Below are 21,246 nucleotides of genomic sequence, written 5' to 3' on the forward strand. Positions count from 1 at the left end.
CGCCCATGTCGGGCAAACCATGCTTTGTCATGAGCAATAAAAAGTCATCGGGGCTGACGACCGGTCATTCGGGCCACAGGTTGTGTCAGTTGTGCTGGAGTTCTCTATATCAAGGGTCGTATGTCACAGTTTTATGGTAGGTGGCAGTTTGGTCTGGTCGAGCGCTTGTGTATGCTCGACACACGTCAAGGCCAATCAAATACAAGAAACCAGCCATGCCTTTCAGCTTCAGCGCCCACGATGCTTCTGACACCAGTCGACGGGGCATTCGCAAGCAGTTCGCCACCCAGTTGGTGGTCGAACGCACACGCCTGCTTTATCAGGGTTCGCTTCTGCCGACCTTGTTCATGTTTATCAACGGTCTTGTCTGTGCCTGGCTACTGTGGAGCCCTGAGCGTTATGTGCTGGTCAGTGTCTGGCTGATCTGGCTTTTCGCGTTGGTGGCGCTGCGGATCATGCAGGTTGCCGCATTCCGGGCGGCCTCTCCCGAGCGTCAGGCCCAGCCGGTCTGGCGACGCATGTTCCTGCTGGGGGCGGCGGTCAGTGGCCTGACCCTGGCCTGTGCGGCCATGGTGCTGGTGCCTGTGGACAGTTTTGCCCAGCAGGCCTGGGTATTCGGCATGATCGGCGCGGCGACACTGTCGGCCAGCGTCGCTTATGCCGTCAGCCTGACAGCGTTTCTGACGTTCAGCCTGTCGTGCCTGCTACCACCGATCCTCTACCTGTTCATGGGCGGCGGTGTGCCGCTACGTGGCTGGGGCTGGCTTGGTCTGATTCTGTTGTTTGCCCTGTTCGTGGTGGCCTGGCAGGTCAATCGCCTGATACTGCGCAGCCTGTTGCAGCGTTTTCAGAACCAGGCCCTGATCGAGCATTTACAGCAGGCCCAGGCCAAGGGCGATGAGTTGAATGAGAGTCTGGCCCGGGAAGTCGAGCAGCGCCGTCAGGCCGAGCGCAGTCTGCGAGAAGCACAGGCAGGGCTGGAAGAGCGGGTCGTGCAGCGCACCCTGGAGCTGGAGGCGGCCAATCTGGCCCTGAGCCAAAGCCCGCCGCGCCTTGCCGAGAAGGTCTTTGATGCGGTTAGTGAGAGCATTGTCATTTTCGACCCTGATTACAGGATTCTGACCATCAATCAGGCGTTCTCTCGTGTCACAGGCTACATGCCGGAAGATGTCGTGGGCCGTCAGGTCATGGACATCGCCAGCAGCCGCGATGCGCGGCGTCATTTTCAGGCCATTCATCAGGCGCTGGAGCAAACGGGAAGCTGGCAGGGGGAACTGGTCGAGACCCGGAAGAACGGCGAGTTGTATCCGCAGTGGTTGCAGTTGAGCGTCGTGCGCGATATTGCAGGCAATGTCAGCCATATTGTCGGCTTCTTTGCCGATCTGTCTGCTCGTCGCGAATCCGAGGAGCGCATGCGCTACCTCACCCATTTCGATGAGCTGACCGGTCTGGCCAACCGTGCGCAGTTCAAGGAGCGCCTGCGAGAGGCCAGCCAGCGTGTGCGCCAGGGGGGAAGAAGCCTGGCGCTGCTGCATATCAATCTGGATCGCTTCAAGTTGCTCAACGAAAGCCTGGGGCATGAAGTCGCGGACCAGTTGCTCAAGCATGTGGCCCGGCGTTTGAGCAGTGCCCTGCCGGAAGCCAACACCATTGCGCGCCTGTCTGGCGATGAATTCGCCGTGCTGTTCGATGCCTATGCCAACCTTTCAAGCCTGGCCCGGGTGACCAGCCGACTGTTGAGCAAGCTGCGCACACCCTTGTCGGTGGCGGGCAATGAACTGGTCATCAGTGCGTCGGTCGGCATCAGCCTGCTGCCGGATTCGGCCCGTGAAATCTCGGCTCTGGTCAGTCAGGCCAATATGGCGATGCGGCATGCCAAGCACCTGGGGGGCAATAACTTCCAGTTCTTTACCGACAGCCTCCAGGCCAGCACCCTGGAGCGCCTGCAACTGGAAATCCAGCTGCGCAAGGCCATCGAAGATCATCAGCTACAAGTCTTCTATCAGCCCAAACTGTTGCTTGAAAATGGTCGTCTGGATGCGGCGGAGGCGCTGGTGCGCTGGCATCACCCGGAAAGGGGCATGGTGTCGCCGGGGGAGTTCATCGGTCTTGCCGAGGAAACCGGCCTGATTGGCGACATTGGTGAGTTCGTGCTTCGTCAGGCCTGTTGGCAGGCGTGCGAGTGGCAGCGGCAGGGGATCGAGCCGATCCGGGTTTCGGTCAACCTGTCCGTGCATCAATTGCGTCAGGGCAAGCTGGTCAGTCTGGTCCGGCAAGTGCTCGATGAAACGGGGCTGGCCCCTGAGTTGCTGGAGCTGGAACTGACCGAAAGCCAGTTGCTCGACAGCGTCGAACACATCATCTCGACCTTTCAGCAGTTGCGCGAGCTGGGGGTGAAATTGGCCATTGATGATTTCGGCACCGGCTATTCTTCATTGAGCTATCTCAAGCGCTTTCCTGTGGATTACGTAAAGATCGATCAGGCGTTCATTCGTGGCCTGGACGATGGCACTGAAGATGCGGCGATTATTCAGGCGATCATTTCAATGGCTCATAGCCTGGGCCTTAAGGTGGTGGCCGAGGGTGTCGAAAACCGGAAGCAACTGGAGTTTCTCAAGGCCCATGGGTGCGATGAGGTGCAGGGTTATCTGATCAGTCGCCCTGTCGAGGCTTCCGTGATGGCGGGCGTACTGAGAACGCCACAGTTTTCATGAATGTAGGATTATTCCCACAAAAAAGCGGTATTTGCTCTTCAATGACTTGTGTTTGACGTTCCAGGCTCGTTTAACTGGGCGGCTCGCAGGTCATGTAGTATAACTACAAGAAAGCTACATCCCCGCCAACCGCCTCATTAGCGAGTCTGCCTCTTGAATCTCCTGCAACACATCGCCCAGTCACGTAATCTGCTGCGCAAGTCGGAGCTCAAGGTAGCCGACCATGTGCTGCTTGACCCTGCGGCCGTGATGCACAGTTCCATGGCTGATCTGGCCCATAGTGTCGGAATCAGTGAACCCACCATCGTGCGTTTCTGCCGCGCCATCGGTTGTACGGGTTTTCAGGATCTGAAGCTCAAGCTGGCCCAGAGTCTGGCCGCCGGTGCCAGCTTCGGGCAGTTCGCGATTCATGAAGACGATTCGGTCGCCGACTACAGCCTGAAGATTTTCGACACCACGCTGCACACCCTGATGGAAGTGCGCGAGAACCTCGATCCCCATGCCCTGCAACTGGCGGTAACGGCCATGGCCGGTGCCAACCGCGTCGAGTTCTATGGCTTCGGTGCGTCGGGCGCGGTGGCGGCCGATGCCCAGCACAAGTTCTTTCGCCTGCTGCTGAGTGCGGCGGCCTATTCCGATCCGCACATGCAGGCGATGTCGGCGGTGACCTTGAAGCCCACTGATGTTGCGGTGTGCATTTCCCAGTCCGGGCGCTCCAAGGATTTGCTGATCACCGCGAATCTGGTTCGCGAAAGCGGGGCAACGCTCATCACGCTGTGCCCGAGCCAGACGCCTCTGGCCGAGCTGTCGTCGGTCAATCTGGCGATCGATGTGCACGAAGACACGGAAATCTACACCCCGTTGACCTCACGCATTGCGCATCTGGTGGTCATCGATGTGCTTGCAATGGGGGTCGCCATGGCGCGCGGCCCGAGCCTGGTCAACCACCTCAAGAGCGTGAAGCGCAGTCTGCGCAGCCTGCGGCTATCGCCCAAATCGGTGAAAGCGCACGAAGACTGAGGGTTCATCAACTTGTCATGCATTCGCCGCCTGATCGTCATGGCCTGACGTCACTCTGTACTCCCGCAACGTAATTGGGAGACAGGACATGGCTCGGCATTACGATGACTTACCCAACAGCACCGTCAAGACACGTCGTCAGCAGGAAGATCAGCGCCGAATGGAGTTTCGCCGCGCAATCGAGAGTTACTGCGAGGCGCGTCAGCTCAATCAGGATCTCTGCGATTACATCGACGGCATGACCGGCAACCACTGGCAGGCTAGCCAGTTGTCCGGGGACGCCCGTCGAAACGCTCGACAAGCTGGCTGATCTGCGCACGTTCGGTGCGGATGAACGCCAGGAAGGCGTGAGCGACCGGAGACAGACGCTTGTCCTTCGCCTGGACCACGCACCAGCTGCGATAGAGTGGCAACTCCGCCACGGGCAGCTCCTTGAGGGCGCCGGTGGCGAGTTCCATGCTGACGGCGTGGCGGGTCAATATGGCCAATCCCAGTCCCGCAACCACGCACTCGCGCTGAGCTTCACTGGATGACACTTCCTGTGTCTGGGTGAAATGCACCCGTTTCTCCTTGAAATATTCTTCGCAGGCCTTGCGTGTGCCCGACCCTGGCTCACGAATCAGCAGCGGCCAGGGCTCGAGGTCTTTCAGGCTCAGGTGTTCCCGGGCGCACAGCGGATGATCCGACGGCGCGACGGCCACGATCGGGTTGTTGAGGAACGGCAGAAACTCCAGGCCCATGTCCTGGGGCACCATGGACATCACCACCAGGTCATCGCGGTTATCCGACAGGCGTCTGATGACCAGAGCACGGTTGACCACCGTCAGGTTGAGGATGACTTCCGGGTGCTGACGTTTGAAGGCTGCAAACAGATGCGGGATGAAGTATTTGCAGCTCGATTCGATCGCCAGTTTCAATTGACCCTGCAATGAACCCTGCATGTCCGAGAGCTGCATATCCAGGCTTTCCAGACGGCCGAAAATGTCACGGCTGGCCAGTTGCAGGGCCTCGGCGGCTTCGGTCAGGTACAGCTTCTTGCCGACATACTCGAACAGGGGCTGGCCAATCAGTTCCTCGAGCTGACGAATCTGCAGGCTGACCGCCGGTTGGGTAAGGGACATTTCTTCGGCGGCGCGGCTGTAGGAGCGCAGGTCGCAGACCTCGTTGAAAATACGCAATTGACGCAATGTCATGCGCATCAATGACTTACGCATTTCTAAAAACTCCCGCTCACCGCCGAAACACTGACTATAAGCTTTTGTTTATATGTAACCCAATTTTTACTCATTTTTATTAATCGCTGATCCGGCATAGGGTGTTTCTGCGCCCTTGAGTCACATACGCAGTTACAAAAAGGTAGCGACTACACTGCGTCATGCGGTTCTGCGCCGACCGGCATTGCCGGTTCGATAGTCCTTATGGTCGAGGAAATGCCAGTGATAACAAAAATCCTGATCGCCAACCGTGGAGAGATCGCCGTTCGGATCGTGCGTGCATGCGCCGAAATGGGCATCCGCTCGGTCGCGATCTTTTCAGACGCCGACCGACATGCGCTGCATGTCAAACGTGCCGACGAAGCCTATAGCATTGGCGCTGAACCTCTCGCCGGTTACCTGAACCCGCGCAAGCTGGTGAACCTGGCAGTGGAGACCGGATGCGATGCCCTGCATCCCGGTTACGGCTTCCTCTCGGAAAACGCCGAACTGGCGGAAATCTGCGCCGAACGCGGCGTTAAATTCATCGGCCCGTCAGCCGAGGTCATCCGTCGCATGGGCGACAAGACCGAAGCGCGTCGCAGCATGATCAAGGCGGGGGTGCCCGTCACGCCGGGTACCGAAGGCAACGTGGCCGATATCCATGAAGCGCTGCTCGAAGGCGACCGCATCGGTTATCCGGTGATGCTCAAGGCGACCTCCGGTGGTGGCGGGCGTGGCATTCGTCGCTGCAACAGCCGTGATGAACTGGAGCAGGCCTTCCCACGGGTGATTTCCGAAGCCACCAAGGCATTCGGGTCGGCTGAGGTCTTTCTGGAAAAGTGCATCGTCAATCCCAAGCACATCGAGGCCCAGATCCTCGGTGACAGCTTTGGCAATGTGGTGCATCTGTTCGAGCGCGACTGTTCCATCCAGCGCCGTAACCAGAAGCTGATCGAAATCGCTCCCAGCCCGCAACTGACCCCCGAACAGCGGGCCTATATCGGTGATTTGTCGGTGCGTGCGGCCAAGGCCGTGGGCTACGAGAATGCTGGCACCGTGGAGTTCCTGCTCGCCGATGGCGAGGTGTACTTCATGGAGATGAACACCCGGGTCCAGGTGGAGCACACCATCACCGAAGAGATCACGGGCATCGACATCGTTCGCGAGCAGATTCGCATCGCATCAGGCCAGCCGCTGTCGATCAAGCAGGAAGACATCATCCATCGCGGCTTTGCCCTGCAATTCCGGATCAATGCCGAGGACCCGAAGAACAACTTCCTGCCCAGCTTCGGCAAGATCACCCGCTATTACGCCCCTGGCGGGCCTGGCGTGCGAACGGACACGGCGATCTACACCGGTTACACGATCCCGCCGTTCTACGACTCCATGTGCCTGAAGCTGATCGTCTGGGCGCTGACCTGGGAAGAGGCGATGGATCGCGGCCTGCGTGCACTGGATGACATGCGCCTGCAGGGTGTGAAGACCACCGCCGCCTATTATCAGGAAATCCTGCGCAACCCGGAATTTCGTAGTGGCCAGTTCAACACCAGCTTCGTGGAAAGCCACCCTGAACTGACCAACTACTCGATCAAGCGCAAACCTGAAGAGCTTGCCCTGGCTATTGCCGCTGCCATCGCTGCCCACGCGGGCTTATGAATATGTGAGCGGCAAGCTGCAAGTGGAAAGCTACAAGTGAAAGCAGACTCGCTTTTTACTTGCGGCTTGTAGCTTGAAGCTTGTGGCCATGAGGAGAACCGAACATGCCCAAGAAAATCTTTGTCACCGACACTATCCTGCGTGATGCACACCAGTCGCTGCTGGCGACCCGCATGCGCACCGAAGACATGCTGCCGATCTGCGACAAGCTCGATAAGGTGGGCTACTGGTCGCTGGAAATGTGGGGCGGTGCGACTTTTGACGCTTGCGTGCGCTTTCTGAAGGAAGACCCGTGGGAGCGCCTGCGCCAGTTGCGTGCGGCCTTGCCCAACACTCGCCTGCAAATGCTGTTGCGCGGCCAGAACCTGCTGGGCTATCGCCATTACAGCGACGACGTGGTGAAGGCCTTTGTCGCCAAGGCAGCCGAAAACGGGATCGATGTGTTCCGCATCTTCGACGCCATGAACGACGTGCGTAACCTGCGCGTCGCCATCGAAGCGGTGAAAGCCGCCGGTAAACATGCGCAAGGCACCATCGCCTACACCACCAGCCCGGTGCACACCATCAAGGCTTTTGTGGAGCAGGCCCGGCAGATGGAAGCCATGGGTTGCGACTCGGTGGCGATCAAGGACATGGCGGGGCTGCTGACGCCTTTTGCCACGGGTGAACTGGTCAAGGCATTGAAGGCCGAGCAATCGCTGCCGGTCTTTATTCACTCCCATGACACCGCAGGTCTGGCGGCCATGTGTCAGCTCAAGGCGGTTGAAAACGGCGCTGATCATATCGACACCGCCATCTCCAGCTTCGCCTGGGGCACCAGCCATCCGGGGACCGAGTCCATGGTCGCCGCCCTCAAGGGCAGCGAGTTCGATACAGGCCTGGACCTGGAGCTGTTGCAGGAGATCGGCTTGTACTTCTATGCCGTGCGCAAGAAGTACCACCAGTTCGAGAGCGAATTCACGGCCGTGGATACCCGCGTACAGGTCAACCAGGTACCGGGCGGGATGATTTCCAACCTGGCCAACCAGCTCAAGGAGCAGGGCGCGCTTAGCCGCATGGGTGAAGTGCTGGCCGAAATTCCGCGTGTTCGCAAGGATCTGGGTTATCCACCGCTGGTCACGCCGACCTCGCAGATCGTTGGCACCCAGGCGTTTTTCAACGTTCTGGCGGGCGAGCGTTACAAGACCATCACCAATGAAGTGAAGCTGTACCTGCAAGGCGGTTACGGCAAGGCACCGGGTCAGGTGGATGAAAAGCTGCGTCGTCAGGCCATCGGCAACGAAGATCTGATCGATGTGCGCCCGGCTGATCTGCTCAAGCCGGAAATGACCAAGTTGCGGGGTGAAATCGGAGACTTGGCGAAATCCGAAGAGGACGTGCTGACATTCGCGATGTTCCCGGACATTGGCCGCAAGTTTCTGGAGGAGCGTGCTGCGGGCACCCTGAAGCCTGAAGAGCTGCTACCGATTCCGGAAGCGGGCAGTGTGAGTCAGGCGGGGGGTGAAGGTGTCCCGACCGAGTTCGTGATCGATGTTCACGGTGAAACCTATCGTGTGGACATCACCGGGGTCGGGGTCAAGGCCGAAGGCAAGCGTCACTTCTACCTGTCCATCGACGGCATGCCGGAAGAAGTGGTGTTTGAGCCGCTCAACGAATTTGTCGGCGGCGGAGCCAGCAAGCGCAAGCAGGCCCATGCACCGGGTCATGTCAGCACGACCATGCCGGGCAACATCGTGGATGTGCTGGTCAAGGCCGGGGATACGGTCAAGGCCGGTCAGGCTGTGTTGATCACCGAGGCCATGAAGATGGAAACCGAGGTTCAGGCTTCCATCGCTGGCAAGGTGGTTGCGATTCATGTCGCCAAGGGTGACCGGGTCAACCCTGGCGAGATTCTGGTCGAGATCGAGTAACCCTCTACGTAGGAGCGAATTCATTCGCGAGAGTCCCGTGAAATTGAAGGAAATCTATAGCCTTCCATGACGTCATCGCGAATGAATTCGCTCCTGCAGGAGTGGTATCAGCTGTGAATAATCGGATCAATTTCCTCTGGGGGAGCACTCGTGGCTCCCCTTTTTTATGGTTTCTTGTAGCGCGCCTGCATGGCATGTAACACCTGCCGGAAGCTGAGGGTCTTCTTGCCGACCTTCTGCATGCCGTCTTCCGGCAAGTAGCTGAACTTCACATACAGTGTCTCGCCAGTCTGTCTCTGGCTTTCGCTCAGGCCGGAGATCGAGGCATGCATGGCTTCCAGGGAGGTCGGGCTGGCAACCAGTGTGACCCACTCCGGAACGGGGATGGTGCTGCTGAAATAGCTGACAACCCTGACCAGCGTGTCGCCGATGGGGAAAATACCAGTGAAGCGATTCTTTGGCTTGAAGGGCGCGATACCCATGTAGATATCCGGTAGCGCCGCAATCCTGTTGTCGATGCCCTGATTCTGATGAGCAAGCAGGAAGGCCATGATTTGCAGGGGCGTGCCGATCATGACCAGCGTTTGAACGCCCGCACCGGTTTCGGAAAAAAGGTACTGGCTGTTACTGGCCGGTACGGCCTTTTTCAGTTCCCTGCGATCAATGATGAGGCTGCCGTATTTGCCCTGTTGCAGGACGGCAGCCGGTGCACGCCACGGGTTGGAAGGGCTTGCCTGAGTGGCGGCCAGTACAGCGGGGGGCAGAAAAGTGGCTTCTGTATCCATGTTCACAACGTCCTTGTTGTTTGTGACTGATCGGGTTCATGCCTGATTGGCATGCCTTGAACCCTAGCCTGCCCGGTGCTGATTGCCATGGCGCGTGATGCCGATTATGTAACGGCATGTAGGTCGTGGGTGGTGCCCTCAGGACTGGCGGCGCGAAAAGCTTTCCAGCCCTGACACTTGCTGCCCATTCTTGAAGTTATCCACAGACAGCCAACCCTCGAATGCCTTTTGCAGGTCCGGCCATTCGGTGTCGAGAATCGAATACCAGGCGGTATCCCGGTTCACGCCCTTGACCACCATGTGTTGTCGAAAGGTGCCTTCGTAGCTGAAACCGAAACGCTCGGCGGCCCGCTTGGAGCGGGCGTTGTGGGCGTTGCACTTCCATTCCAGGCGACGGTTGCCCAGAGCGAAGGCTTCCCTGGCCAGCAGGTAGACCGCTTCGGTGCCTTTGGGTGTCCGCTGCATGGTTGCGCCGAAGGTGACGTGGCCTATCTCCACCCGACCATGCAGCGCGACGATGGAGATCATGCTGATCACGCCCTCGGCTTTCCCCGTAGCCTGCTCGACCACGCTGTAGAACCAGGGATCGGTGTCCACCGCATGCCGTGCCAGCCAGGCATCGAAATCACTGCGTTCGTTGAACGGCCCGTAAGGCAGGTAATCCCAGAGTTTCGGATCGGCATCCGGCCCCTGAAGCGCGAGCCAGAGATCATCGCTGTGCCGTGCCGGATCGAGTTTTTCCAGGCGGATGAAGCGGCCTTCCAGTGTCTTTTTGCCTGGAAGGGTTGCCGGTTGCCAGTGCAGCGGGGTGTCGGACATGAGCAGACTTCCTGTTTCAAAGCGCCTTGCGAAATTGAATGTAGCCACCGCGCTCAGCGATACGTTCATACAGCTGAATGGCGGTGGCGTTGGTTTCGTGGGTCAGCCAGTGGGCCTTGTCACAATCGTTGGCCTGGGCGGTCGCGTAGACATGTTCGATCAACTGCCTGCCGATACCGGTGCCGCGCTGTTCAGGAGCCACGAACAGATCCTGTAGATAACAGGCGTTCCTGATGCTCCAGTTGGAGCGATGGTAGATGAAATTCACCATGCCCACAGCCTTGCCATCCCGCCACGCCAACGCGGCATTCGTGGGTTCGTTCGTGTCGAGCATGCGCTGCCAGGTGACTTCGCTGACGCCTTCGGCCAGCTCGGTCTTGTAGAACTGCAAATAGGCCTTCCACAGCGGAAGCCATGCGGCGTGATCGTCGGCACTGACGGGGCGGATGTGAACGGCGGTCATGGTGTTCTCCTGTTAGCTCATCCAGCGAGCGGTTTCCTGATCTTTCGGGTCGTGGCTGGCGGCCAGTCCGTCGCGTACGCCTGCGATGTCTTCGGCGCTGCGGTTCTGGCTGAGTTTGCGTTTGCCCTGCAAGCGCTCGATGGGCAGGGCAAAACCGACAATGGCACCCAGCATTTTCTCGATGTAATCGGCCGGTGCGTCGTGGATCGACCACGGTTGGGCACGGCGAGATTCATGCTTGTCGGTCAGGTTGCCCACCAGCCAGTGCAAGCGCTCGGTGTCCGTGAAGATCTCGGCCTGGCCGTAAGCGTGTACCGCCAGGTAATTCCAGGTGGGGACGACTTTCTCGTGTTCGGCCTTGCTCGGGTAGAAGGACGGGCTTACATACGCGTCGGCACCGGGGAAGATCACCAGCGCGGATGACGGGTTTTCGAGGGCTCGCCATTGCGGGTTGGCCTTGGCCAGATGGCCATAAAGCGTGCCGTGAGGACCTTGTTCGCGACAGAGCAGCAGGGGCAGGTGGGTGGCCTGCAAGCCTTGTTCGCCATGGGTAACGAGAATGGCCAGGCGGGTCTGATCCATTTGCTCATGCAAGTGAAGCGTTTCGCTCTCACGGAAGGCGGCGGGTGTGTACATGGCATTTTCTCTTGGTCGATGCGTCAATCCTAGGCAAGCTATTGGTTCGTTGTAAGAGCCATTATCGATAGATTTCATGGGGCCAATTTCATGTCTTCAGACGCGCTCGCTTTTCCGCTGGACCTGACCGGTATCGAACTGGACCGGCAACGAGGTTTGAGCCGGCAGCTGTATGAGGTACTGCGTCAGCGGATTCTTGAGGGCGGGCTGGGCGGGGGCACCCGTCTGCCTGCCAGCCGTGACCTGGCCGAATCGTTATCGATTTCCCGCAACAGCGTGATGCGTGCCTACGACCAGTTGTATGCCGAAGGCTTCGTTGAAGGGCGGGTAGGGGATGGAACCTATGTGGCCCGGTTGCCCGATCAAATCGTAGCGGTTGAAAGTTCGGGCACGGAAAAATTATCCACTGAATTGTCCACAGGCTTATCAACAAGGTTACGCACAGGGTTATCCACAAAATCCCCTGAAATCATTCAAAATACGGTCGATCAAGTTATCCACAACCCAAGGCTGGAACTGTTGCAAAAGCACCATCTGAAGACGCCGCCCAAAGGGGGACCCTGCGCTTTTCGGGTGGGCATTCCGGCTTTCGATCTGTTTCCTTTTGCCGTATGGGGCAAGCTGCATGCGGCCTTTTGGCGCAAGCCGGCGCTTCAGCAACTGGGTTATGGCGAGGCGGCGGGAGAATGGCGACTCAGAGAGCTGATTGCGTTGTACCTGCGTTCCTCTCGCGGTCTGTATTGCTCGGCTGAACAAATAGTGATCACCAGTGGCGCACAACAGGCGATCAGCCTTTGTGCACAATTGCTGCTTGAGCCGGGAGACAGGGTGGCTGTGGAAAACCCCGGTTATCGTGCGGCAGGTCATGCCTTCGCCATCGCCGGGGCGCGTTTGCAGGGGATGGCAGTGGATGAAGAGGGTATGCGTTGTGAGGATCTTGAGCAGACCGGCTGCAAGCTGGCCTATGTCACGCCTTCGCATCAATACCCGACGGGGGTAGTGATGAGCCTGGCCCGCCGTCTGGAATTGCTGGGCTGGGCACAAAAGACCCAAGGCTGGATTGTCGAAGACGACTATGACGGCGAATACCGTTACAGCGGTGCGCCGCTGGCCCCTCTGGCGGCGCTGGATACGCAGGGACGGGTTCTGTATATCGGCACCTTCGGCAAGGTGGCTTTCCCGGCCTTGCGCCTGGGGTATCTGGTTTTGCCGCAAGGGCTGGTCAAGGCCTTCACTCAACGCCGGGCTGTGGACATGCGGCACTCCGAAGTCAGTACCCAGATGGTCATGGCACAGTTTATTGCCCAAGGGCATTTCCAGCGGCATATCCGACGCATGCGCCGAGCGGCCCTGAGTCGGCGCAATGCGTTGCTGGCAGGCTGGCCCGAGTCTTTGCCGGGCTGTGCGCCGATGCCCGGAGCCGTTGCCGGCCTGCACGTTACGGTCAGGGTGGACAGTCTGGCGCGTGAGCGTGAATTGATCGCCAGGGCCGCCGGTGCCGGTGTTGAAATCAGTCCGTTGAGCGACTTCTGGTTGCCGGAATCTTCCGAGCCTGTGGATAACCGTGCCGGTCTGGTATTGGGCTTTGCTGGCGTACCCGAGCCCGCGATTGCCGATGCGCTGGAGCGGTTGCGCCAGGTCTGGTGACAGTGGAAGGGGCTTGTATACGGCTGACAACGATATACTGCGCGCCGTTACTCCTTCTAACCGAGATTTTTCATGAGCAATTCCCTGACGGCTGTGCCTTCGCGCAAGCCTGGTGCAGCGTTGATCGCTGTTTTCCTGCTGCTGTTCGCAGCGATGTTTCTATTCAGCAGTGTCGGCGTGCGCCAGGTGCTGTTGTTGATCGTTGGTGCGGCTCTGGGCCTGACGCTGTATCACGCGGCATTCGGTTTCACCTCGGCCTGGCGGGTCTTCATCAAGGAGCGACGTGGCGCAGGCCTTCGGGCGCAAATGGTCATGCTGGCCGTTGCGACAGTGTTGTTTTTCCCGGCACTGGGCGCAGGTAGCCTGTTTGGACAGCCGGTCAACGGTCTGGTCGCTCCGGTAGGTGTATCGGTGGTGTTCGGCGCATTCATCTTCGGTATCGGCATGCAACTGGGCGGCGGCTGTGCCTCGGGCACGCTGTTTACGGCCGGTGGCGGCAATGCCCGGATGCTGGTGACCTTGCTGTTCTTCATCCTGGGCTCATTGATTTCGACTCAACATGTCGACTGGTGGTTCGCGCTGCCTTCATTCCCGGCCACATCCATTGTGAAAAGCTTTGGTGTGATGCCTGCTCTGGTGTTGAGTCTGGCGGTGTTCGCCTTGATTGCGTGGGTGACTGTGCGTCTCGAGAAGCAGCGTCATGGTCAGCTTGAAGCCCCTGTCACCAGCGAACACCGTGGCCTGCAGCGGTTCCTGCGCGGTCCCTGGATCCTGGTCTGGGGAGCGGTGGCTCTGGCGTTGCTGAACTACGCGACCCTGGCGCTGGCCGGTCGTCCCTGGGGGATCACGTCGGCTTTCGCGCTGTGGGGCGCAAAAGTGGCCGGTAGCCTGGGTGTGGATGTCGGCAGCTGGGCGTTCTGGCAGATGCCTGCAAACGCCAAGGCGCTTGCGGCTCCGGTCTGGCAGGACATTACCAGCGTGATGGATATCGGCATCATGATCGGTGCATTGCTGGCGGCAGGCCTGGCGGGACGTTTTGCGCCGAACCTGAACATCCCCAGGCGTTCACTGGTTGCGGCGGTCGTCGGTGGCCTGTTGCTGGGCTACGGTTCGCGTCTGGCCTACGGCTGCAACATTGGCGCGTACTTCAGCGGGATTGCGTCGGGCAGCCTGCATGGCTGGCTGTGGTTGCTGGCGGCTTATGCCGGTAACGTCGTGGGTGTGCGTTTTCGGCCGTTCTTTTTCCCCGGCGAGCGCCCTCAGGTCGCCTTGAGCGGTTGCTGATCAAGACCGGGCCTCATGGATAAAAGTGTCTGTCTGCGAACGATCTGCACGAATGGTATTCAAAGCCTACGTAGCCGGTCGGGTATTTGCAGTCCCGCGCTTTTATCTATGAGGTGGTTTCTTGCGGCAAGCGATCATTGAGAAGTCCCGATTTCTGAGCCGGACAATCGGGTATGTGGGGTGGTCACTGTTCTGGCTGCTGATCTGGGATGTGATCGTCACGGTCGATTTCATGCTCTATCTGGAGCGCAAGATCACACTGCCTTCCATGCCGCTGACCCTGCTGGGTTCGGCGCTTGTCGTACTCATCAGTTTCCGTAATTCCAGTGCCTATAACCGCTGGTGGGAAGCCCGGACGCTGTGGGGAGCGCTGGTCAACAGCTCCCGCAGCTTCGCGCGGCAGGTGCTGACGCTGATCGAGGACGACGGTGATATCAACCCGGTCAAGGCGATGCTGTTGCGGCGGCATGTGGCCTATGTGAAGTGCCTGTCCGCGCATCTGAAGGGGGATATCTGCAGTGCCGATGTGCAGGCGCTGATTTCCCGCGAGGAGTTCGCGCTTCGTCAGGAAACCAACAACTTCCCCAATGACTTGCTCAATACCTCTGCTGCGCTGATTGCCAAGGAGTATCAGGCGGGGCGTCTGGACAGTATTCGTCTGGCCCGTCTCGAGTCGACGATGGTGGATATCTCCAATTGCCAGGGGGGCATGGAGCGCATCGCCAATACCCCGTTGCCTTATCCGTACGTGGCATTCCCGCGGCTGTTCATTACCCTGTTCTGCATCATTGTCCCCATCGGGCTGGTGGAGACACTGGGCTGGTTTACGCCTCTGGCCTCCACTGTCGTGGGCTTCATGCTGCTGGCCATCGAAAAGATTGGCACCGACCTGCAAAGCCCGTTTCGTGCCAGCGAGCATGAAATCCAGATGACGGCCTTGTGCGAGAACATCGAGCGTAACCTCGATTCGATGCTTCGAGGGGCCGAGGTGGAAAGCAAGGTGGCGTAGTGCTTTCAGGGTTTCGATAAACACAGCGCCTGTGGGAAGCAAGGCCGGATTCGGGCAGCTTGTCGGGCCGACCCTCAAGGCTTCGCTGAGCGACAGGACGGCCTGGCGCGATGGCTGTGGGCAGGCTGACCTCAATACCCGGAACACCCTTCGTTTCAGGCTATCCCGTCCTCTGGTTTTATCTGCCCATATAAGGGGGAATCAGCCCTTTATCGATTTCAATCCTTAAGATCTTGTCGTAGTTCAAGACTTTAAGGTCTGTCCCGTCGCATTCGTCGAGGGTCAGTGCGTTGTCCCCAAAGCTTACGACTTTCCCTATGCGATCGGTGTCCCGGTTGGGGAAATCGAAATAACCTGTCAGGCGAAGTTTCGTGCCTTCAGGAAAACTGTTGACCTTGTCCTTGGCTTCTTGGCTTGTCATGTCCGCACCTGCCTTTTCATGTAAGGAGCGTTCAATATGAGTAAGGAAGGGCATTCAAACAACTGTCATAAATGACAGCTTTCTATACGGATGACGCCTAAAAACCGTGCCGAATGTCATCGACTGTCGCGGTCGTTCAAGCAGCGTTTCGGGAGAGGAAGGGGGCTTTCGCGAAGTGTTGAGGGGGGAGGGCATGAAGGATCAGGATCGACGTCTGTCGATCCTGATGCCTTCATGGGCGATTAGCGCAGTTCACCACACAGGTCCAGCTCGATCAGACGCCGGACTTCAGCAATCTCCAGACCGGCACCGAGCAGCGCATGCAGCTTGCCCAGCGCCGCTTCACGGGTCATGCCGCCGCCGGACAGGACGCCAACGCCACGCAACTTGCTGCCGGCTTCATAGACGTCCAGTTCGACACCGCCTTCGTGGCATTGCGTGATTGCGACCACGCAGACGCCCTGTTGCTGGGCACGCTCCAGGCTGGCCAGGAACTGCGGGTTATCGCTCGGGCCGGTGCCGCTGCCGAAGCATTCGAGCACCAGACCTTTGATACCGCTGTCGACCAGACCGTCGATCTGCGCGGCCCCGATACCGGGGAACAGTGGCAGTGCCGCGACGTTCGCCAGGGTTTTGGCCCGGCGATAATCCAGTGCTTCAGGCAGTGAAGGTGCAGCCTGACCGTTGCGCAAGCGTTGCAGCGGGGCGAACGGATGACGACCGAAGCTGCGGATTTTCGCGCAGCGGGTGGGTGCCAGCAGTTCGCCGTGGAAGTACAGGTGAACGCCGGAGGCCAGTCCGGAACCCAGTGCAAGCAGGGCGCCGTTGACGTTTTCCCAGGCATCGCTGTCCGGTACGCCGGCTGGCAGCATGGAACCTGTGAAGACCACCGGTGCCGCGAGCCCCAGTAACTGGAAGCTCATGGCGGCAGCGCTGTAGGCCAGGGTATCGGTGCCATGCAACACCAGCACCGCATCGCAGCCGTCCACATCCACGGCTTCGATCACCGCTTCACGCAGGCGCAGCCAGTAATCGGGCGTCATGTTGGCGCTGTCGATCAGTGGCGACATCTCGCGAAAACGCCATTGCGGCACGACCAGTTCGGGAAGGTCGGCCAGTTGCCCGGCCATCCTTGCCTCGAAACCGGAGGCTGGAGCCAGGCCATTGGCACTGGCCTGCATGCCGATGGTGCCGCCGGTATAGAGAACCATTACTCGCTGAGCGGGTGTGTATGCATCATGACTCATGGTTCTCTCCTGCGGCATTTCGGTGGTTAGTGTGCTTGTGAAGCCGGTTTGGTCTGCGCATCGGCGCCAGCCTGAGGCTGTTGCGTCGGGTTGGCAGGCCAGGCGTTACGGTCCAGATCCAGATCCGGGAACTTGCTGGAATCGAAGACGGGGGTCTTGATACCGGCCTTACGCTGGTCATCGTAGTCACGCAGGATACGCATGGCGACCTTGAACAGCATGGCCAGAGCCAGCAGGTTGACGAAAGCCAGCATGGTCATGGTGATGTCGGCGAAGGCGAACACGGTGTTGAGGTCGACGACGGCACCCCAGAGGATCAGGGCCAGAACCAGAACGCGGTAGCCGATGATCGCCTGGATCTTCTCACCTACCAGGAAGCGCAGGCTGTTTTCGCCCAGGTAGTAGTTGTAGAGGATCGAAGTGAAAACGAACAGGGCCAGAGCCACGCTGATGAAGATACGACCCCAGTCACCGACGACGGCAGCGAGGGAGTTCTGCGCCAGAACGATACCGTTGCCGCTGTAACCCACGTCATAGATACCGGACAGCAGAATCAGCAGGGCAGTACAGGTGCAGATCACGAAGGTGTCGAGGAATACGCTGAATGCCTGAACCACGCCCTGGGAAACCGGGTGTTCGACCTGAGCGACGGCGGCCACGTTAGGGGCGCTGCCCAGACCGGCTTCGTTGGCGAACACGCCACGTTTGACACCCATCACGATCGCACTGCCGATCAGACCGCCAAAGACGGGATCGAGGCCGAATGCGCTCTTGACGATGGTCAGCAGCATGCCGGGAACGTGTTCGATCTGAATGGCGATGACGTAAATGGTCACGGCGATGTAGATCAGGGTCTTGACCGGTACCAGCAGGTCGGAAATGGCTGCGATACGCTTGATGCCGCCGACGAATGCCAGGCCCAGCAGGACAACCAGGCAGATACCGGTGGTCTTGGTGTCGACGCCAAAGGCGCTATTGAGCGAGTCGGTCACGGCATGGGATTGCAGGCCGTTGAAGGCAAAGCCGAATGTCACCATCAGCAACAGCGCCATGACCATACCCAGCCAGCGTTTGCCCAGACCGTACTGAATGTAGAACGATGGACCGCCGCGGAACTGGCCTTCGGAGTCTTTGCGTTTATAGAGCTGGGCGAGCGAACACTCGATGAAGCTGCTGGACATGCCGACCAGTGCGGTGACCCACATCCAGAACACGGCACCCGGGCCGCCGAGTGTCACGGCAAGGCCGACACCCGCAATGTTGCCTGCACCGACGCGGCCCGCAAGGCTGAGCATCAGGGCCTGGAAAGAACTCAGTTGACCTGCACTGCTACGCAAGCTGTCGCGAAAAACCGCGAACATGTGCAAGAAGTGACGAAACTGGACGAAACGTGAGCGGATAGTGAAGTAACTACCAAGGCCTACGATAAGGACGATAAGGACCTTACCCGAGAGGAAGTCGTTAATCATTTCCAACATTTTTGTTATTCCTCGCTACTTTTGAGGGGGCGCACTATACCGGTGCAAAGTTTTTACGTCTGTAGCCGCTTTGTTGTGTAACGGAATCTTCATTTGCGGTGCTAAACGAATGTTTTTGGCAGAAACGCTGCAAAAACGCGGGTTTCAGGTGTTCTGTGCCCTCCTTTGGGTCGTATTGAACAGGCAAAAAAAAGGGTCTGGAGAATCACTTCCAGACCCTCAAAAGGTGAGGGGTGTCTAGGCCCTCAACCTGGTGAGCGTATTGCGTAAAGCATTCGGTCAGGCCTTCAGGGGGACCAGACGCGGAGCGATCATGTTCTCCGGACGCAGGATGTCATCGAGCATCGCGTCGTCGAGCAAGCCTTCTTCGCGGACCAGTTCCAGTACACCGCGGCCACTTTCCAGGGCAACGCGGGCGATACGGGTCGAGTTTTCGTAACCGATGTAAGGGTTCAGTGCAGTGACCAGGCCGATCGAATGCTCGACCAGTTCGCGGCAACGTTGTTCGTTGGCGGTGATACCGACGATGCAGTGCTCGCGCAGCATGTCCATGGCGCGTTGCAGCAGGCGGATCGAGTCGAAGATCTTGTAGGCAATCAGCGGCTCCATGACGTTGAGCTGCAATTGACCACCTTCGGCGGCGACGGTCAGGGCCAGGTCGTTGCCCATGATTTCAAAGGCTACCTGGTTGACGGCTTCCGGAATCACCGGGTTGACCTTGCCTGGCATGATCGAGCTGCCTGGCTGACGCGCTGGCAGGTTGATTTCATTGATGCCGGTGCGTGGGCCGCTGGACAGCAGGCGCAGGTCGTTGCAGATCTTCGACAGTTTGACGGCGGTACGCTTGAGCATGCCGGAGAACAGAACGAAGGCACCCATGTCGGACGTCGCTTCGATCAGGTCGGCAGCCGGGACCAGTGGATGGCCACTGATGACGGCAAGACGTTCTACGGCCAGCTTCTGGTAGCCAGGGTCGGCGTTGATGCCTGTACCGATCGCGGTACCGCCCAGGTTCACTTCGGTCAGCAGTTCCGGAGCCAGGGTGCGCAGGCGGTTCAGGTCTTCGGTCAGCGTGGTGGCGAAGGCACGGAATTCCTGACCCAGGGTCATTGGAACGGCGTCCTGCAGCTGGGTACGGCCCATTTTCAGAACGTGGCTGAACTCTTCGCCCTTGGCTGCGAAAGACTGGATCAGGCTTTCAAGGCTGGCGAGCATGGCGTCATGACCCAACAGCAGACCCAGGCGAATGGCCGTCGGGTAGGCGTCGTTGGTCGACTGAGCCATGTTCACGTCGTTGTTCGGGTGCAGGTGCTTGTATTCGCCTTTCTCGAAGCCCATGGCTTCCAGTGCGATGTTGGCGATGACTTCGTTGGCATTCATGTTGGTCGAAGTGCCAGCGCCGCCTTGAATCATGTCCACCACGAACTGATCGTGGAAGTCGCCGCGGATCAGGCGGGCACAGGCCTCGCTGATGGCTGCGTACTTGGCATCGTTCAGGTGACCGAGGGTGTGGTTTGCATCAGCAGCGGCCTGCTTGACCATGGCCAGTCCCACTACCAGTTTCGGGTAGTGCGAAAGTGGTACGCCGGAGAGGTGAAAGTTATTCACTGCTCGCAGGGTCTGAATACCGTAGTAGGCGTGAGCAGGTACTTCGAGAACACCAAGCAGGTCTTTTTCGATGCGCGATGATGCAGACGAGGACATGATAGAGATAGTCTCAAGAAAGGCACGGACAATGCCGGAACGCCGTGAATATTGGGCTTCGCGTTTAATCTTGACCAATGCTGTTAAACGCTGCCCTATGCAACAACGGCATAATGAAGGTGTGACGTGGGCTTTCTTTTATGCGTAAACAGGACAAAATGTCGCACTTGTAATTGTTTCTGTCGCAGAGGCGACGTTATCTGGCAAATTGCGGCGCAAATGAATCGGCTCTCAAATCTGCAGGCGCGAATTCATTCGCGAGAGGCGAGTACCTCCAATCAATATTGACCGGCTGGAATGCCGTCTTCGCGGATAAGTCCGCACCTACACACTTCCGGGAGGACGTGATGAACCTGGAAAGCAAATGGCTGGAAGATTTCAGCGCCTTGGCCGCCACCCGCAGTTTTTCCCAGGCGGCGGAGCGTCGCTTCGTGACGCAACCGGCATTCAGTCGTCGCATCCGCAGCCTGGAGTCGGCGCTGGGGCTGACGCTGGTCAATCGCTCGCGGACGCCGGTGGAATTGACCGCGGCCGGACAGCTGTTTCTGGTGACGGCCCGAACCGTTGTCGAGCAGTTGGGGGAAGTGGTGCGCCACCTGCATCATCTTGAGGGTGGTCAAGGTGAGGTCATCCAGGTGGCGGCGGCGCATTCCCTGGCGCTCGGGTTTTTCCCCCGCTGGATTGCCCAGTTGCGTAACGACGGCCTGAACATCGCGACCCGGCTGGTGGCGACCAACGTCGGCGATGCCGTGCATGCGTTGCGTGAAGGTGGCTGCGACTTGATGCTGGCGTTCTATGACCCGGATGCGGCCTTGCAGATGGATGCCGAGATCTTCCCTTCGCTGCATCTGGGGCAGACGGAAATGCTGCCGGTCTGTGCCGCTGATGCCAACGGCCAGCCTCTGTTCGATATGGAGGGTGAAAACAGCGTGCCTCTGCTGGCCTACAGCGCCGGTGCCTTCCTCGGGCGCTCGGTGAATCTGTTGCTGCGCCAGCGCAATCTGCGTTTTACCACGGTCTATGAAACGGCCATGGCCGACAGCCTCAAAGGCATGGCACTCGAAGGGCTGGGGATTGCCTGGGTGCCGCACCTGAGTGTGCGCTCTGAACTGGCGCGCGGTGAACTGGTGGTATGTGGTGGCCCGCACTGGCACGTTCCGCTGGAGATCCGCCTGTATCGCTGCGCCCTGGTGCGCAAGGCCAATGTGCGATTGCTATGGCGCAAGCTGGAAGGCGGTGCGGCTCAGGCCTGACGCC

Annotated in this window: 18 protein-coding genes; 9 read left to right on the forward strand and 9 right to left on the reverse strand. The window is 58.9% G+C overall.

Annotated features, from left to right (window positions below):
- Window positions 1-215 precede the first annotated feature (215 nt).
- From ACIPY9_RS15550 to ACIPY9_RS15560, 3 genes are all read left to right on the forward strand, one after another.
- Window positions 216-2,714 carry an EAL domain-containing protein gene (locus ACIPY9_RS15550; protein WP_400702851.1) on the forward strand — a complete coding sequence of 833 codons (2,499 nt, stop codon included), beginning with the start codon at window positions 216-218 and terminating at the stop codon, window positions 2,712-2,714.
- Between the two features lie 153 nt (window positions 2,715-2,867).
- Window positions 2,868-3,734, forward strand: coding sequence for a transcriptional regulator HexR (gene hexR, locus ACIPY9_RS15555; protein ID WP_400702854.1), 867 nt, complete (start codon window positions 2,868-2,870; stop codon window positions 3,732-3,734).
- Between the two features lie 88 nt (window positions 3,735-3,822).
- Window positions 3,823-4,044, forward strand: coding sequence for a PA3496 family putative envelope integrity protein (locus ACIPY9_RS15560; RefSeq protein ID WP_400702857.1), 222 nt, complete (start codon window positions 3,823-3,825; stop codon window positions 4,042-4,044).
- On the opposite strand, the gene ACIPY9_RS15565 is transcribed toward ACIPY9_RS15560, so the two are convergent.
- The gene (locus tag ACIPY9_RS15565) at window positions 3,995-4,948 is read right to left on the reverse strand and encodes a LysR family transcriptional regulator (protein WP_400702860.1); all 954 of its coding nucleotides are present in this window, start codon (window positions 4,946-4,948) and stop codon (window positions 3,995-3,997) included. The genes ACIPY9_RS15560 and ACIPY9_RS15565 overlap by 50 nt on opposite strands.
- Window positions 4,949-5,170: 222 nt before the next feature.
- On the opposite strand from ACIPY9_RS15565, the gene ACIPY9_RS15570 reads away from it, so the two are divergent.
- Both ACIPY9_RS15570 and oadA read left to right on the forward strand, forming a co-directional pair.
- Window positions 5,171-6,586 (forward strand): acetyl-CoA carboxylase biotin carboxylase subunit, encoded by a 1,416-nt coding sequence (locus ACIPY9_RS15570; RefSeq protein WP_400702863.1) that lies wholly within the window; start codon window positions 5,171-5,173, stop codon window positions 6,584-6,586.
- A gap of 104 nt (window positions 6,587-6,690) precedes the next feature.
- On the forward strand, window positions 6,691-8,496 hold the full coding sequence (oadA, locus tag ACIPY9_RS15575; protein ID WP_400702866.1) for a sodium-extruding oxaloacetate decarboxylase subunit alpha: 1,806 nt from the start codon (window positions 6,691-6,693) through the stop codon (window positions 8,494-8,496).
- Window positions 8,497-8,660: 164 nt separating this feature from the next.
- On the opposite strand, the gene ACIPY9_RS15580 is transcribed toward oadA, so the two are convergent.
- The 4 genes from ACIPY9_RS15580 to ACIPY9_RS15595 all read right to left on the reverse strand — a co-directional run bounded on the left by ACIPY9_RS15580 (window position 8,661) and on the right by ACIPY9_RS15595 (window position 11,199).
- Entirely contained in the window at window positions 8,661-9,281 is a 621-nt protein-coding gene (locus tag ACIPY9_RS15580; RefSeq protein ID WP_400702869.1) for a hypothetical protein, read from the reverse strand.
- Window positions 9,282-9,419: 138 nt separating this feature from the next.
- Window positions 9,420-10,100 (reverse strand): GNAT family N-acetyltransferase, encoded by a 681-nt coding sequence (locus ACIPY9_RS15585; RefSeq protein WP_400702872.1) that lies wholly within the window; start codon window positions 10,098-10,100, stop codon window positions 9,420-9,422.
- A gap of 16 nt (window positions 10,101-10,116) precedes the next feature.
- Entirely contained in the window at window positions 10,117-10,563 is a 447-nt protein-coding gene (locus ACIPY9_RS15590) for a GNAT family N-acetyltransferase (protein ID WP_400702876.1), read from the reverse strand.
- A gap of 12 nt (window positions 10,564-10,575) precedes the next feature.
- A complete protein-coding gene (locus tag ACIPY9_RS15595) occupies window positions 10,576-11,199 on the reverse strand; it encodes an FMN-binding negative transcriptional regulator (RefSeq protein WP_400702879.1) in 624 nt (207 codons plus the stop codon).
- A 90-nt stretch (window positions 11,200-11,289) separates the two neighbouring features.
- Between ACIPY9_RS15595 and ACIPY9_RS15600 the strand changes: the two genes are divergently transcribed.
- From ACIPY9_RS15600 to ACIPY9_RS15610, 3 genes are all read left to right on the forward strand, one after another.
- Window positions 11,290-12,846 (forward strand): PLP-dependent aminotransferase family protein, encoded by a 1,557-nt coding sequence (locus ACIPY9_RS15600; RefSeq protein ID WP_400702882.1) that lies wholly within the window; start codon window positions 11,290-11,292, stop codon window positions 12,844-12,846.
- A gap of 72 nt (window positions 12,847-12,918) precedes the next feature.
- Window positions 12,919-14,130 (forward strand): YeeE/YedE family protein, encoded by a 1,212-nt coding sequence (locus ACIPY9_RS15605; RefSeq protein WP_400702885.1) that lies wholly within the window; start codon window positions 12,919-12,921, stop codon window positions 14,128-14,130.
- 121 nt (window positions 14,131-14,251) lie between these two features.
- On the forward strand, window positions 14,252-15,139 hold the full coding sequence (locus tag ACIPY9_RS15610; protein WP_400702888.1) for a bestrophin family protein: 888 nt from the start codon (window positions 14,252-14,254) through the stop codon (window positions 15,137-15,139).
- Between the two features lie 178 nt (window positions 15,140-15,317).
- Here ACIPY9_RS15610 and ACIPY9_RS15615 read toward each other — a convergent pair whose 3' ends face one another.
- From ACIPY9_RS15615 to ACIPY9_RS15630, 4 genes are all read right to left on the reverse strand, one after another.
- Complete coding sequence (locus ACIPY9_RS15615) at window positions 15,318-15,560, reverse strand: hypothetical protein (RefSeq protein ID WP_400702891.1); 243 nt, start codon at window positions 15,558-15,560, stop codon at window positions 15,318-15,320.
- A 242-nt stretch (window positions 15,561-15,802) separates the two neighbouring features.
- Complete coding sequence (locus ACIPY9_RS15620) at window positions 15,803-16,807, reverse strand: asparaginase (protein WP_400702894.1); 1,005 nt, start codon at window positions 16,805-16,807, stop codon at window positions 15,803-15,805.
- A gap of 26 nt (window positions 16,808-16,833) precedes the next feature.
- Window positions 16,834-18,285: an alanine/glycine:cation symporter family protein gene (locus tag ACIPY9_RS15625; RefSeq protein ID WP_400702897.1), complete on the reverse strand. Its 1,452-nt coding sequence runs from the start codon at window positions 18,283-18,285 to the stop codon at window positions 16,834-16,836.
- Between the two features lie 279 nt (window positions 18,286-18,564).
- Window positions 18,565-19,989, reverse strand: coding sequence for an aspartate ammonia-lyase (locus tag ACIPY9_RS15630; RefSeq protein WP_400702900.1), 1,425 nt, complete (start codon window positions 19,987-19,989; stop codon window positions 18,565-18,567).
- Between the two features lie 347 nt (window positions 19,990-20,336).
- Here ACIPY9_RS15630 and ACIPY9_RS15635 point away from each other — a divergent pair, with 347 nt between their 5' ends.
- A complete protein-coding gene (locus ACIPY9_RS15635) occupies window positions 20,337-21,242 on the forward strand; it encodes a LysR substrate-binding domain-containing protein (RefSeq protein ID WP_400702903.1) in 906 nt (301 codons plus the stop codon).
- The last annotated feature ends 4 nt before the right edge of the window (window positions 21,243-21,246 follow it).

It is taken from the genome of Pseudomonas sp. NPDC089734 (genome assembly GCF_044748865.1).
Classification (GTDB): domain Bacteria; phylum Pseudomonadota; class Gammaproteobacteria; order Pseudomonadales; family Pseudomonadaceae; genus Aquipseudomonas.

Bases quoted from the DNA above. Each gene is read 5' to 3' on its own strand.
- ACIPY9_RS15635 (WP_400702903.1), top strand. From the start codon at position 20,337: ATGAACCTGGAAAGCAAATGGCTGGAAGATTTCAGCGCCTTGGCCGCC.
- ACIPY9_RS15590 (WP_400702876.1), bottom strand. From the start codon at position 10,563: ATGACCGCCGTTCACATCCGCCCCGTCAGTGCCGACGATCACGCCGCA.
- ACIPY9_RS15560 (WP_400702857.1), top strand. From the start codon at position 3,823: ATGGCTCGGCATTACGATGACTTACCCAACAGCACCGTCAAGACACGT.
- ACIPY9_RS15620 (WP_400702894.1), bottom strand. From the start codon at position 16,807: ATGAGTCATGATGCATACACACCCGCTCAGCGAGTAATGGTTCTCTAT.
- ACIPY9_RS15625 (WP_400702897.1), bottom strand. From the start codon at position 18,285: ATGTTGGAAATGATTAACGACTTCCTCTCGGGTAAGGTCCTTATCGTC.
- ACIPY9_RS15615 (WP_400702891.1), bottom strand. From the start codon at position 15,560: ATGACAAGCCAAGAAGCCAAGGACAAGGTCAACAGTTTTCCTGAAGGC.
- ACIPY9_RS15580 (WP_400702869.1), bottom strand. From the start codon at position 9,281: ATGGATACAGAAGCCACTTTTCTGCCCCCCGCTGTACTGGCCGCCACT.
- ACIPY9_RS15565 (WP_400702860.1), bottom strand. From the start codon at position 4,948: ATGCGTAAGTCATTGATGCGCATGACATTGCGTCAATTGCGTATTTTC.
- ACIPY9_RS15585 (WP_400702872.1), bottom strand. From the start codon at position 10,100: ATGTCCGACACCCCGCTGCACTGGCAACCGGCAACCCTTCCAGGCAAA.
- ACIPY9_RS15595 (WP_400702879.1), bottom strand. From the start codon at position 11,199: ATGTACACACCCGCCGCCTTCCGTGAGAGCGAAACGCTTCACTTGCAT.
- ACIPY9_RS15630 (WP_400702900.1), bottom strand. From the start codon at position 19,989: ATGTCCTCGTCTGCATCATCGCGCATCGAAAAAGACCTGCTTGGTGTT.
- oadA (WP_400702866.1), top strand. From the start codon at position 6,691: ATGCCCAAGAAAATCTTTGTCACCGACACTATCCTGCGTGATGCACAC.
- ACIPY9_RS15605 (WP_400702885.1), top strand. From the start codon at position 12,919: ATGAGCAATTCCCTGACGGCTGTGCCTTCGCGCAAGCCTGGTGCAGCG.
- ACIPY9_RS15550 (WP_400702851.1), top strand. From the start codon at position 216: ATGCCTTTCAGCTTCAGCGCCCACGATGCTTCTGACACCAGTCGACGG.
- ACIPY9_RS15600 (WP_400702882.1), top strand. From the start codon at position 11,290: ATGTCTTCAGACGCGCTCGCTTTTCCGCTGGACCTGACCGGTATCGAA.